This is a genomic window from Gottschalkia acidurici 9a, assembly GCF_000299355.1.
Classification (GTDB): Bacteria; Bacillota; Clostridia; order Tissierellales; family Gottschalkiaceae; genus Gottschalkia; species Gottschalkia acidurici.
Window position 1 is genome coordinate 1,538,648 of the sequence record NC_018664.1, and the last position, 13,261, is coordinate 1,551,908.

The following is a 13,261-nucleotide window of genomic DNA, read 5'->3' on the forward strand; positions in this document are numbered from 1 at the left end:
TAATGACTAAGAAATATTTAGAAATCTATGCATAACAAAACTTGGCAATGGTTTTTAGCGAAAAATACTAGAACAGCAAAAGTCAAAAGTATAAGAAAATCAGAGAAAATACTGTTAAATAAATACTTAAAATACCGTATTATTCGACACCGAATTTTATAGTGTTTTGTGAAATACTATAAAGAATATACTATAAATGAAATTATAGTGAAATTAAGATATTTAGAATTTATGTAACTGTATATTTTTAGATTAGGGAATAAAAATACATTTAAATAATATAGTAATCTTTTTTAAAGGAGAAGTAAGAATGAAAGATAGAATAATTAACTTAGTAGGTTCTTCAGGATCAGGTAAGACTACTATATCGAAAAAACTAGAGAAAATAGGATATAACATTATTCATTCATATACAACTAGAAAACCAAGAGAAATTAATGAGTGGGGACATAAGTTTATAAGTAGACAAGAAATATTAGACATGTTTAATATTAACTGTATTCCAAAAGAAGAGATTATAAATAAAAAAATTAGCATTGAACTTAAGACAAATCCAAGGGTCATAGCTCATAAAGAACTGTATGGAGAACACTATTTTGCCACTATAGAACAGTATAAGGGTAAAGGAACTAGTATCTATGTGATAGATCCAGAAGGCGCAGAAGTAATAAATAAAACTGTTAAAGATGCAGAGATAATTACAATATTTTTACAATGTGATAAGTCAGTTAGAGAAGATAGACTTTATAAAAGATACTTAAAAAATACAGATATAGAAGAAATGAGAGACACTCAAACTATAATTTTAAAAATTAATGAAAGAATAGAAAAAGATAAGGAGATATTTAGACTATGCAAATGTGATTATGTAGTAGAGGTCAATAGGGATATAAAAGAAATTATTAAAGACATAACTACTGTAATAGAGGAAAAATAAAAAATAGGGGTTTAAAAGAAAATCTTATTATAGATACATAAAGTAGAAACAATATGTGACTGATAGTAGTAAAATATTAAAGGAACAAGTGAATATATGTTGATTTAAAAGAGTAGAAGGAGAATATGTTATAAACTATTTTATAGCATAAATAAAAGTAATAAAAAGTTAAATTTATAGATTAATATATAGTAGATGAAGACTATATTAGTAAATATACCGGTTAAATATGTATAAGAAGAGTTAGATTATCTTATCTAATCTAATAAGAGTAAGACCAATTTTCATGACATTAAAATATCGTGATATATAATTTTGACTTTTTCTTTTTCATTAAAGTATTATTACAAGGAGGATCATACCTTTTTTTACAATAGGAGAAAAGACTCCATAATCATTAAACTTAAGCATATATTACTTAACAATATTATCGGAGGATATTAATTATGAATAATATTAAGTCACTTAGACCTATAGTTAATGATACATCTAAAGTATTGATATTAGGGTCAATCCCAGGAAAAGAGTCGCTAGAAAAACAAAAGTATTATGCAAACCCGAGAAATAGTTTTTGGAAGATAATTTTCTCTTTATATGACCTTAATGTTGAAGAACATTATAACAAGAAGATAGAGTTTCTACAAGAAAAAAACATTGCAATATGGGATGTTATAAAAACCTGTGATAGGAGAGGAAGTTTAGACTCTAATATAAAAAATGAGGAAGCAAATGATTTTAGTACTTTGTTTAAGTATTATCCAAATATAAGATTTGTTTTATTTAATGGTGCTAAGTCTTATGACGTATTTAGCAAACAAGTAGGTTTTGACATATCAAGTAATATTACTTTTAGAAAGCTAAATTCATCTAGTCCAGCAAATACAATTCCATTTGAAGTAAAATTAAATGAATGGAAAGTAATAAAAGAATATTTAGAACAAGAAGATTAGTAAAGATTGAAAAAGTAAAATATGTTATAAAAAAAATGTATAATTATTTATTGATATATTATTAACTAAAATAACAGCAAATATTTTTAAATTATAGTAAATAACACTTTAGGCAGAATCATTGAATATAAGTCTAAAGTGTTATTTTTTAGTTTATAGAAGTTACAACATGATAGGATGTTACTTGTGCTTAAGATATATCCTAAGTAAGATAAAAAATAATACAGTTTAAGAGTTATTTGTTATTGTATAAGATGTTATCAAAAATAATAATAAATTCAGAACTACAGAGATAGCTATTTATAAAAGTATATTCTAATGGTTCAATTTAATAATTTAGTAATGATTGGAAAATATATGATATAATAATTAAAGAAAAATTATAATATTAGTCATTTAGGATAGGTTTAATTTAACTGGTATAAATTATTTTTATAAATATAGAAGAACATTTAGTACATTAGAAACTATTAATATAATAAAAAAGATAAACTGAGCTAATTAGTGAATTTATATAATTAATTACATTGTAAAAATTGAAATAAATATAAATTTTTATAACTTAATTTAAGAAAGAAGGGAAATATTATGAGAAAAAAACTTAAAAGTTTATCATCATCAAATCCATTAATACTTAGTATATATTTAATGTGTATAGCTATGCTATTTAGACTATTAGATATTTTTGTTTTGAGACTTGACGATTTGTTAGGTGAAATAATTTTATCAAAAATTATTGGATTTATAATTGTAATTCTATTTGTTAAGATGGTAGATAATAGTATGAGTGATATTGGATTTAATATTAATAATAAATTGTCTATTTTTATTTTAGGAGCTGTTGTTACAGTTGTCTTAATGTTTATAGGGTATGTAGGTGAATTTATGATATTTTCTTCTGATTCGCCAAAGTTACTAATATCAGCTATTGATCCTAAAGCGGGTGTTACAGGTGGTGTGGGTTTTGCAATATTTCTTTTATTTGGTAATGTAATTAACTGCTTTATGGAAGAAAGCTTATTTAGAGGAGTAATGATTCCACTATTAAATAAAAAATATTCTATTAAAATGACTATATTTTTACAAGGACTATTGTTCGGTATATGGCATATTCCTTGGGCATTTAAATGGTATATAAGTGGTATAGTGAGCGGAGCAAGTGGCTTTATAATGGCCTTAATAATAAACTCAATACCTATGATATTTATAGGTATTGTTCTTGGCGTTATGTATTACTATACTAACTCTATTTGGACACCATGGATATCACATTTTATGATGAATTCTATTCTTAATCTGGTTCATGTAAGTATTAATGGTAAGCTAAATATAGGAATGATTATACGTATGTCTATCTTTGAATCTATAATATTTATGCTTATTCCAATATTAATTATAATTACGAGGAAGACTAATAAAGTCAGTATTGAATGTAGTGAAGTAAATTAATTATATTAATAAATGTGGTAAAAGTAAAAAATAAAAAATAGGACGCATGATAGGTCAACAGATTTATTTCTACATAGCCTACTGCGGCATTTTGGAAAACTAAATGCCAAAAGCACTAGTTAAATAAGAACAGGAACTTCCTCCTGTTCTTATTTAAAGAGGAGGGAGTTAGTTGAAAATAATTGAGTTGCTTAATGAACTTGGAGTAGATAACTTCAGGGATAGAGCATTTCTGTATAAAATATATTGTATAGACTAATATAGGATATATTGTAAGTGTGAGATAAGCTAGTGGATATAAATACTACAGGATATATTATAGTTTTCTATAGTTATAACCTGTCTTTTTATTTTATAAAGGAAAGAGATACAGTTATAATATCATGATTTTAGTCTTAAGTAATGTAGTTAGATTCATAATATTTATTATATTGTAAAGCAAAATAAAAACTTTACATTTATCTTAAATATAGAATTATTCAATGTTGAATTTTATTATTTTTTATATTTAAACTCAAATAAAAGTCGACGAAAAGATAAGTATAAAGCTAACAGAATTAGTAAAAAGGATATACAGCAGCCTTACAAAGTATAGATGACATATGAATAAGTATATAGATAGTGCACTTAAATTGGTAGAAAATGAAGGGATATTCTATTATTTTAAGATAGAAAAATTCATAAGTAAATTAATTAAGTTTTGATAAGTAAGAAACAAATTGTCACTATACTACAATATGTGATACTGAATTAATGCTGTAAATACAATTTGATGAAAGTTAACTAGTAGCTATAGTCTCAACAAAGTGAAAATACTTTTAGTTACTTGCATCTTCTATCATTATGCTCAAAATGGTTATGAAAAGGAGATTTATTTTTCATAACTAGTGGAATATTCACACCCTTATTAAAGTTATAGGCTTGTAGTAACTAAGAGCCTTTACTATATAAAAGTTATATTATATGCACTTATGGTTAAAGGACAATATAAAATAAGAAATACTTTTCTTATGATTAAAAGGTTAAATTAAAACTTAAAATTAATTTAAATGTACAAAGTATAATATAAATGAACTATGCAACTAAATAAGTCTTATTATACATACCAGTGAGCACTTTAGACAAAACCACCAAAGTTTAAGTTTAGGTATAACTTTTTATCTACAAAGGAGTAGATGAAATTACTATTTAATAGAGGTTAAAGTCATTATGAAGGTGAGACAAGGTAAATATTTATAGGTGTTCTCACAAGAAGGAGGTAAGTTAGACCAAACTAGAAGAATCATCAGGAGCAAGTAATTAAACATATTTAATATAGAAAATGGAAGTATATAAACTAAAAGACTAGAATGAAGAAGTTTGAGCACTAAACTAGTATTATATATTAGCGAAAATATAACGGCTTTAGCTATAGTAGTTTTGAGATAAGATGTTTTTTACGTAGAGAAGAATATAGATCTCTAAAAAATATATGCTAATACTAGTCTAATTTTTAACTATTATTACTTATTTTGATTAAAGAAATCAACAAATTTTTCAATAGTGAATTCTTTAAGCTTTGATGTATCATTATTAACTAATTTTAAAAAACAACCTGGAATTTCTCTAGCTTTAAGATTCTTTTTTATACAGAGGTCACATCCATTGGAATGGTTATGAGGGTTTAGTTTACAACTTAAGTCACTACAAGTACAAAAATGTTTTTGATTTTCCATAATTACTCCTTTTAATAGTATTAGCATGATTAAAGCTTAGTATAACAGATATTTTAGTTACCAACAAGAATAGAATTAATATTAATTACGAGTGAGAAATAAATATTAATTCAACTGGAATAGTAAAAAAGTAGATGAGTTACATTTAAAGATTTGGAAAATCTCCTTGAGTTATGAGGAGGAATATAGTTAAAAATATATGTTCAGGTTATTTAGGAGAAATAAAGAATTAGGATTATTAAAAATTAAGACAATATAAAACTATAAGAATATGAAATAGTTCATATATAAAAAATGAATTAAATTTTAAAACGAACTAAGTTATAAGCTAACTAGTAAAGTGATTTTTGAAAGTTGAACAATACGAAATTCTAGATATTTATTATACCTTTTGTAAAATACATTGATATGCATTTGGTGAGATATGGTATCTTATTGCTAAGACTCGTTCTATACTATTGTAGTATAGAAAGTAAAGATCAGTTAAGTCTTATTAAGACAAATGAAAGCAAGATAGGATAGGAAATAATAATTATAGTCTAGTATAATTTAAAATAGAGGTGATGAGAAATGGATTTTATTCAAAATTTACAAAGAGCAATAGATTATATGGAAGAACACATATTAGAACCGATTACCTATGAAGATGTTGCTAAGCACTTATACATATCAAATTATCATTTTCATAGGACATTTAGTCTAGTAACTGGTATTACAGCAAATGAGTATATTCGAAATAGAAGATTGTCTATGGCAGGACAAGAATTATCTATATCTTGTGAAAAGGTAATTAATATTGCTTCAAAATATAGATATCACTCTCCTGAGAGTTTTACAAAGGCTTTCACTAGGTTTCATGGTGTTACACCTAGTGCGGCAAGACATGCGGGTATAAAATTAAAATCTTTTAATCGTCTTCTTGTTAAAATAAAACTAGAAGGTGGTACTGTTATGGACTACAGAATTGAAAAGAGAAAAGGATTTAAAGTATTAGCTAAGGTTATGCAGTTTAGAAATGAATCAATTTTAGAAGAGGGAAATACTGAGATTCAAGACTTCTGGAAAGAATGTTGGAATGATGGTGTATTTGGTGAGCTGAAAGAAAATACTACTAAGCATGATACTTACGGAGTCTGTGCATCAATATCAAAAGAAAGTACACATTTTGACTATGGCATTGGTATGGAATTTAATGGTGATAATGCTCCTAATGGATATAATATCTGGGAGGTTAAACCCACATTATGGGCAGTGTTTAAATGTATTGGTAAAGGTGGAGATTGTATAGAAGAAACTTGGAATAAAATTTTTTCGGAGTTTCTTCCGGGTTCAGAATATATTATGACTGATGATACTGATTTTGAACTATATTCAGAAGGTTTTGGCGTAGATTGCTTTTGTGAAATATGGATTCCTGTTAAGAAAAAGATAAATGCATAATCAGTATTAATTTCTAAAAATATCAAAACTATAAAATTGAATAAGCTTCTAAGATTCCATAATATTCACAAATGAATTTTACAGAAATCTCATCCTCAAATTCATATAAAAAGATAAGAAAGAAAAATTAAAAGAATAAATGAATGAATATATAGATAATGTACTTAAAGTATCGGAAAGTGAAGAAACGCTGGACTACTTTAAGATAGAAATGAAAAATAGTAAATGACAATTGTACCTAGAGAGTACTATACAGTATGGATCGAAGGTTTATTAATAGATGAACTACCTAAGTTGCAATTTAATAAATAGAAATGTTCTATGAAAACTGAATAATACGGTATTTAAAATTAATGTGTTTTCCATTGGCTATAAAATATATAGAAAATATGGTACAATTTTGATAGTAATTAAGTTATAGTCATTAGATATTATGAACAAAATAGAAGCATTTAAATAAGGATAAGGTGTTTATATGAAAAGTAAATGTAAGGAAAATTATAAAAAAGCAGAGATGGTAATCTGTACATTATTAGAGAATCCTTACTATACAAGTTTTTTCTGTAATACGAGGGGTTTTACATTATATTTTGAAAAAATTCACATGCTGAAATAAATGGATATAAAATACCTTGGAATATAAAATTAAATATATATAGTGAATGGTGGTTTAATTCTATTTATGAGTGGAATGATAAAGTGCAAAAATATTCTTGTAATCACATTATTGAACCTCTTGAACCAATTCGAGCGTATGAATTATCAAGCTTAATGTGGATGAATGGTTCAAAAATTACGGAAGTGGAGCTAAATAATAATAGTATAAAAATAATGTTTGAAAATAAGAAGTATCTAACTATACTAAATGAAACTGATATGGATAATGCATGGATATTATATGGAATGAATGATAATGAAATAATGGAAGCATGGAGCATAACTTGTGAGTGTGACGGTTCATTATTTGTAGAGAGACCGTTTTAGAGTGGGTTAAAAAAGTTTTTTGCTTCAAATTAATCCGTAATAATACTACTAGGCGTAATAATTACAAAGTCAAACACTTATTTAAAACAATGTATTATTTTAAGTTGAACTTTACAGTGTTTTAAGGAGAACTATTCTTACAGAGACTTATGTGATTATATGGAAACCATGATGTAATAACTTACAGTTGAAATATATTTGATCTATAACTGTAGAGAAAATTTTCATATATTTTGTGAGGTGGAGAAGGGATGGACTTAGTTAATGTAGGAACAGAAACAATAGAAACGGACAGGCTAGTCTTGAGACGATTTACTTTGGAGGATGCCAATGACATGTTAAAAAACTGGATAAGCGATAAAGAAGTTCAGCTAAACTATGGAGAGCCAGTATATGAAAGTGATGAGTCAGTAAAAAAACTACTTGAAGGATGGATTGAGCTATACTCTAATAATCAATATTATAGATGGGCAATTATTTTAAAAGAAAATAGTGAAAATATTGGACAAATTGCTTTTTGTCATATTGATCTAAATCATCGCTTTGCAGATATTGAGTACTGTATTAGCAGATCATATCAAAGAAAAGGATATTCATCAGAAGCTTTAAATGCAATAATAGAATTTACATTTGAAAAAACAGGACTAAATAGATTACAGGCTTTTCATAGAGGAAGAAACATAGCTTCAGGTAAAGTACTAAAAAAATCAAAAATGAAGTGTGAAGGAGTTTTAAAACAGACAATATTTTATGAAGATGAAAAAGAATATGATGACAAAATATATTATGGCATAATAAAATCTGATTACCATAACATATAGTTATACTTTCATTAGTATGTTTTGATTACTATTAAACATTAGGATCATAAAAGTCGAACAACCTATCTTAATGGCATATAATTTAGAAAAAATTTACGTTATTTTTATTTATGATTCAAATAAATTATAAGGCTAAATAAGCACTACCGGACATAACGTCGGACACTTTAGACAAAACCATTAAGTTTAAGGTGTTCTTTTTTATTTACAAGGAAGGTGTAATATGAATTAACTTTTAGAGATTAATATAACTAAAGAAGTGGAAGAACGTACATATTACAGATATTCTTATCAAAGAAACGACTAAGATATACAATAGGTAGATTTAAAGAGTAGGATAAAACATTTGTAGAAATAAGACTAGACGATAATAGACATATTGGAAATGACCATAATAAAAAATACTTTACAATGCTTAAAAATAATCGGATCATGAAAGGAATGATCTGAAGGATATGAATAGCTACTTTAAGTTTATATACTGTTACAAATACAGAGTGGAGCATATATCTATGTTAGACTGTTCAGTTTCAGAAGAATTGACAGGATAAAGATGTAACAATTTTTAAAGGTAAAAATATTTGTCTAGGATGTTCAAAAAGTTAAAAAATAAGAGAGTGTAAGGCACCACTATCCTAAAAATGAAAATGAAAAATCAAACTCATTATAACACAACAGAATAAAGCGATAAACTGTATACATTGTAATTATCACAATACTAAGACTTTGTATTCAAGAATAACAACTTATTAAGAGCTCTATTTTAAGACATTAATTATCAAAACAAAGGTGAGGAATTTATGACAGATAAAGAAGAAAATTTAGAAGATCATATGAAAGAATATATATATATATATATATATATTGTACTTAGTTTAGCAGAAAATGAGGGTACTATAGAATGTTTCAAGAATAATAAAGGTCAATTATATTTGGAGAATACTATACAAGATAGATTAAAGGTTTATTAATAGATAAACTGCTTAAATTGTAGTTCAATAAATAGCAATATTATTTGAAAATCAAATAACACGGTGTTTTTAAATTTATAAATTTTCTATTTAAGTATTAATTATATAGAAAATATGGTATAATTTTGGCAATAATTAAGCCCTAGTCTTTAGATACGATGAATTAAATGGAGGAATCACTCTTGAATAAGATGAGAAGTAATAAAAACATTTTATTATATGTAGCATTAGTAAATTTAATTGTAATAACTTCCTATAAAGTTGGAGGAGCAATAGCGTTAAAAAAGAATTTATTATTCAGAGGATGGATAGATATTTTATATATGATTAATCTTCTACTTTTATTTTATAATTATAGATTATATTATAAGAAATGTTTTAGAAATAATATCTGACTTACTTACTGGAGGTATTATAATTATAAGTTGCCTCTGTATAATTTATATATTTGCATTCTTTTATGAGCCAGAGCATATTGTTTATGAGAAAAATCAGAAATTAATAGCTAAAGTTGTTTTTTATGGATTTCATCATACAAAAGTTGATTTTTACAATCCAGTAAATATGTTATTGATGAGAAAATCTGATACTTCAAGTAAAACTTATGATGGAAGCTATGATATGTATGAAGAAAGGTAGCTATAAGAACAATATTACTATTTTACGATGTATAAGTAAGATATGGTGAACTTGAAGTGGATCGTATATATGAAAGCTTTTTTAAAACTAAGAAGAAGGAAGTATAAAAATGAAAAGTAATATCAAATCATTATTAATGCACCTGGCTATTGTAGCTATAACTCTTATCTTTTTAATAGGGTTTGTAATAAGTGGACCTAAGTTCGGAATGTACACAACTAATATGTTATGTAGATTTCTTTTCACAATACTATTTTTAATTTGCTATATTTATATAGGTTCACTCTTAAGCACTAAAAAAGATAAAAATTATGATTTCTTTAAAGGTGTTACTATAGGTTTAATAGGCATTGGACTTTGGACATACACTTTTATAAAAATAAAATATAACTTAATTCAAACTCCACAAGAACTAAATGAATACTGGATGATGTTTAACTTATATTATGCCCCCTTTACTATGATTTATTTTTTCTTAGACATAACAGTATCACCTATATTGCTACTATTTACGAATCTGATTCCATCTTTACTTATAGGCTTAGGCGTTAAATATAAGAGATTAAAAGAGAAAAAGATTAAGATTTAATAAAATAAAAGCTAGAGTCTGTTAATTTAATATGAAAAATAATTTATCTAAATTATTATTTTAGGATATCATACAATATTATTCAAACTGTTAAATAAGATAAAAATCAAATGTTATTTTAAACACTGTACTATTTAAATCAGAATTTTACGGTGCTTTTGTTTCACAATACAAGTAAATAGAGGTAATAATATTGAGTTATAAAAAAGATGTTAAAACAAAATATGATAATTCATTTTGTATGGATAGCAACTGTATATATTGATTTTAAGATATATGTATGCATTGCATGAATGAAGAAGGTTACGGGGTGTTTGCTGATAGTAACGTATATATTAGTTATTTGAGCAAGTTGTGAGAGCGTAAATCCTTCTTTCGTTCGTACTTCTTTAATCTTCAGTTTCAATTCATTACTCTAAATATTTCAATTTATTAATAAATTAATTTTCAATTATTATAGTTGGATGTACTATATATAATAGACATAAATTTAATTAAAAGGAGTGTTACTAACTGTTACTTAAATAGATAAAGCATTTATAGTGCCATGTTATTAGTTCTTTGTATATATTATTATTTTTCCACTAATTATAAAAAAACTTTGAAACTATGTCATACATAAAGTTTTCATCTTGAAAGAGATGACATATTTAGTGTTTATATCTATCTATTTGATTTTAAAGCTTTTAACAATATAGTTAATATAAAAACTCTATTATAAAAAGTTCTCTTTTTTACCTTTTAAAAAGGTTGCTGGTGAAGCTGAAGACGAGAGTAGGGTTCTTTAGTTATGCTGAAAATAGAAAAACTCTAGATTGCAAGACATCGAATATATCTTGCAGGCTGAATTTGAGCTATTAGTTCAACATTTAGCTTTTATTGAATAGCACCTCTTAAGGTACAATAAAATTCAGCAGTTGAGTACACATTAGTAGATGCACCAAGGCGTTTATATGTTCCACCAACCGTTACTTCATATGTACTACCTGAATCTATACGCCTATAATCATATCCATTGTGAGTCCACGAATTTGAACTCCTTGCAGCTAATTTTGAAGTAATAGAATTTATATCTGAAAATACTTGACCTTGATAGAGTGTATTATATTCTGTTTCAAATGAACCGTCTATTAACAATGTATCAGAAGTATTATCGACTTTAAGAGTTATCTTCTTTGTAGAACCCTTTATAGCAAAAATGCCTACATCTAACTATATTCTCTCATGAAGTTTCTACTGTGTAATTTGCTAATTCTATGGCTATTCCTTTGGATTTATCTAGATATACCCATTCACTTTCTTTAAATTCATTCATCGACAATACATCAACTTGTTGTCCAGTCGATTGAGAAACTTCTGAAGCAATTTCCAAGTATTGATTATAAGAATATTTTTTTTGATTGTCAGAAATTTTTTCTTGAGGAGCTTTGACTTGTTCTAATACTTTACTATCTTGATTTTTTTCTTGATGATTTTCTTTTAATGCTAGTGACTTTATAGATGAACTTAAAATTATTAAACTAGCTAATGATATACTTATTATTTTGTCTGATTTTTTTATCATATGTAAAACTTCCTTTTTAATCTATTTTCATACCAATATGTCACCATTATTCCCTTGATATGTAAAATCGTAAAGTGTTTTAAGTAATGTCTCAATAGAAAAAATGCTAGTGAGATGTATTTCTGGTTTTAACTAGTCTAAGTTATATTTACATAATCTTTTCATACTAATCATGGAAAGTGTTAGAGAAAATGAGTTGTAAGGAGAAGGTTTTAAGAGTACACAGGAATAATGAGGAAAGCAGATGAGTTAGAAAGAGTAGTTATACCAAAGGAATTAAGAAACACTCTTGAAATATTAGTAGGAACACCACTAGAAATTTATGTAGATGGAAAATAAATAATACTTAAGAAATATGCACTATATTGCGTGTTTTATGAACAGGCTAAAGATTTAGAGATAAGAATATTTGCCTTGGTTGTTTCGGAGAATTTTAGAAATAAAGATTCAGGATTTTGAAAAAGTTATAAAGGTATGAAAAGAATTAAATCTAAAAACTAGTTGAATTATAAATTAATTGATAAAATGTTTTTTGAAAATTGAATAGTATAGTGTTAAAAGATTAATATTTTTTCTAACAGATATAAAATATATAGAAAACATGATATGGTTTTGATAATAATTAAATTTTAGTAGTTATATGTTGTAACTTAATCTAAGTGCTTTTCTTGATACTCTAAAAGTAGAAAAGACCGTAAAATCAAGTGGCCTTTTCCATTAAAATACTTATCCTTTAATTATTATCATCTTTAAAATCCTCGTGATTAAAATCAATTACTTTTATACCATGAACATCTTGCTGTATAGTAACTATTTCTATTCCATATGGTGGATTATGTGCTCCTACAAATGTTGTTACTTGAACTACTATTTTAAAGTAGTATGACCCTTCTTCTAACCTTTCGATTGATAAAACCTTTGCATCCATATATTGTCTATACTCTCCATAGTAGTCATGTATGCCTTCAAGGATATATGTTGAAAGGAAAGTTAGCAGGAAATCCTCATAAAGTTTTTCCTTAGATTCACCACCAGCGTTATTTAAATTAGAACCAAAACTAAGGGAAGTAAAAACAATGAGGATACAAAGAGTCATTAAGAGAACGTTACTGGATTTTTTTAACATATAAACAACTCCTTTCTCTACCTAGGATATGTGTTAGTCATATAATTTATTTTGAAATTATTTTAAATAAGCATAT

The 13,261-nt window shown here is 25.9% G+C and carries 13 protein-coding genes; 9 read left to right on the plus strand and 4 right to left on the minus strand.

Translation table 11 applies throughout. The features are described from left to right. Positions 1-310 precede the first annotated feature (310 nt). The 3 genes from CURI_RS07285 to CURI_RS07295 all read left to right on the plus strand — a co-directional run bounded on the left by CURI_RS07285 (position 311) and on the right by CURI_RS07295 (position 3,336). Positions 311-937 (plus strand): AAA family ATPase, encoded by a 627-nt coding sequence (locus CURI_RS07285; RefSeq protein WP_014967595.1) that lies wholly within the window; start codon positions 311-313, stop codon positions 935-937. Between the two features lie 446 nt (positions 938-1,383). Beyond that, complete coding sequence (locus CURI_RS07290) at positions 1,384-1,887, plus strand: DNA-deoxyinosine glycosylase (protein ID WP_014967596.1); 504 nt, start codon at positions 1,384-1,386, stop codon at positions 1,885-1,887. A 588-nt stretch (positions 1,888-2,475) separates the two neighbouring features. Then, entirely contained in the window at positions 2,476-3,336 is an 861-nt protein-coding gene (locus CURI_RS07295) for a CPBP family intramembrane glutamic endopeptidase (protein WP_014967597.1), read from the plus strand. Between the two features lie 1,502 nt (positions 3,337-4,838). On the opposite strand, the gene CURI_RS16540 is transcribed toward CURI_RS07295, so the two are convergent. Further along, positions 4,839-5,078, minus strand: a complete 240-nt coding sequence (locus CURI_RS16540; RefSeq protein WP_014967598.1) for a DUF6485 family protein — start codon at positions 5,076-5,078, stop codon at positions 4,839-4,841. Between the two features lie 543 nt (positions 5,079-5,621). On the opposite strand from CURI_RS16540, the gene CURI_RS07305 reads away from it, so the two are divergent. The 5 genes from CURI_RS07305 to CURI_RS07325 all read left to right on the plus strand — a co-directional run bounded on the left by CURI_RS07305 (position 5,622) and on the right by CURI_RS07325 (position 10,495). Beyond that, complete coding sequence (locus tag CURI_RS07305; protein WP_014967599.1) at positions 5,622-6,491, plus strand: AraC family transcriptional regulator; 870 nt, start codon at positions 5,622-5,624, stop codon at positions 6,489-6,491. A 699-nt stretch (positions 6,492-7,190) separates the two neighbouring features. After that, on the plus strand, positions 7,191-7,475 hold the full coding sequence (locus tag CURI_RS07310) for a hypothetical protein (protein ID WP_014967600.1): 285 nt from the start codon (positions 7,191-7,193) through the stop codon (positions 7,473-7,475). Between the two features lie 251 nt (positions 7,476-7,726). After that, positions 7,727-8,296, plus strand: coding sequence for a GNAT family N-acetyltransferase (locus tag CURI_RS07315; RefSeq protein WP_014967601.1), 570 nt, complete (start codon positions 7,727-7,729; stop codon positions 8,294-8,296). An 800-nt stretch (positions 8,297-9,096) separates the two neighbouring features. Then, positions 9,097-9,267: a hypothetical protein gene (locus CURI_RS15815; RefSeq protein WP_014967602.1), complete on the plus strand. Its 171-nt coding sequence runs from the start codon at positions 9,097-9,099 to the stop codon at positions 9,265-9,267. A 748-nt stretch (positions 9,268-10,015) separates the two neighbouring features. Then, positions 10,016-10,495 carry a hypothetical protein gene (locus CURI_RS07325; protein ID WP_014967603.1) on the plus strand — a complete coding sequence of 160 codons (480 nt, stop codon included), beginning with the start codon at positions 10,016-10,018 and terminating at the stop codon, positions 10,493-10,495. Positions 10,496-11,371: 876 nt separating this feature from the next. Here the strand turns inward: CURI_RS07325 and CURI_RS07330 are convergent. Together CURI_RS07330 and CURI_RS07335 are read right to left on the minus strand one after the other, a co-directional pair. Then, positions 11,372-11,632: a hypothetical protein gene (locus tag CURI_RS07330; protein ID WP_014967604.1), complete on the minus strand. Its 261-nt coding sequence runs from the start codon at positions 11,630-11,632 to the stop codon at positions 11,372-11,374. Between the two features lie 85 nt (positions 11,633-11,717). Continuing rightward, the gene (locus CURI_RS07335; RefSeq protein WP_014967605.1) at positions 11,718-12,059 is read right to left on the minus strand and encodes a hypothetical protein; all 342 of its coding nucleotides are present in this window, start codon (positions 12,057-12,059) and stop codon (positions 11,718-11,720) included. Positions 12,060-12,290: 231 nt separating this feature from the next. Here CURI_RS07335 and CURI_RS15345 point away from each other — a divergent pair, with 231 nt between their 5' ends. Continuing rightward, a complete protein-coding gene (locus CURI_RS15345) occupies positions 12,291-12,398 on the plus strand; it encodes an AbrB/MazE/SpoVT family DNA-binding domain-containing protein (protein WP_081580425.1) in 108 nt (35 codons plus the stop codon). A gap of 394 nt (positions 12,399-12,792) precedes the next feature. Here CURI_RS15345 and CURI_RS07340 read toward each other — a convergent pair whose 3' ends face one another. After that, on the minus strand, positions 12,793-13,185 hold the full coding sequence (locus CURI_RS07340) for a DUF3888 domain-containing protein (RefSeq protein WP_014967606.1): 393 nt from the start codon (positions 13,183-13,185) through the stop codon (positions 12,793-12,795). Between the last annotated feature and the right edge of the window lie 76 nt (positions 13,186-13,261).

Excerpts from the sequence above, each read along its gene's own strand:
- CURI_RS07285 (WP_014967595.1), top strand. The coding sequence starts at position 311 with ATGAAAGATAGAATAATTAACTTAGTAGGTTCTTCAGGATCAGGTAAG.
- CURI_RS07290 (WP_014967596.1), top strand. The coding sequence starts at position 1,384 with ATGAATAATATTAAGTCACTTAGACCTATAGTTAATGATACATCTAAA.
- CURI_RS07295 (WP_014967597.1), top strand. The coding sequence starts at position 2,476 with ATGAGAAAAAAACTTAAAAGTTTATCATCATCAAATCCATTAATACTT.
- CURI_RS16540 (WP_014967598.1), bottom strand. The coding sequence starts at position 5,078 with ATGCTAATACTATTAAAAGGAGTAATTATGGAAAATCAAAAACATTTT.
- CURI_RS07305 (WP_014967599.1), top strand. The coding sequence starts at position 5,622 with ATGGATTTTATTCAAAATTTACAAAGAGCAATAGATTATATGGAAGAA.
- CURI_RS07315 (WP_014967601.1), top strand. The coding sequence starts at position 7,727 with ATGGACTTAGTTAATGTAGGAACAGAAACAATAGAAACGGACAGGCTA.
- CURI_RS15815 (WP_014967602.1), top strand. The coding sequence starts at position 9,097 with ATGACAGATAAAGAAGAAAATTTAGAAGATCATATGAAAGAATATATA.
- CURI_RS07325 (WP_014967603.1), top strand. The coding sequence starts at position 10,016 with ATGAAAAGTAATATCAAATCATTATTAATGCACCTGGCTATTGTAGCT.
- CURI_RS07335 (WP_014967605.1), bottom strand. The coding sequence starts at position 12,059 with ATGATAAAAAAATCAGACAAAATAATAAGTATATCATTAGCTAGTTTA.
- CURI_RS15345 (WP_081580425.1), top strand. The coding sequence starts at position 12,291 with ATGAGGAAAGCAGATGAGTTAGAAAGAGTAGTTATACCAAAGGAATTA.
- CURI_RS07340 (WP_014967606.1), bottom strand. The coding sequence starts at position 13,185 with ATGTTAAAAAAATCCAGTAACGTTCTCTTAATGACTCTTTGTATCCTC.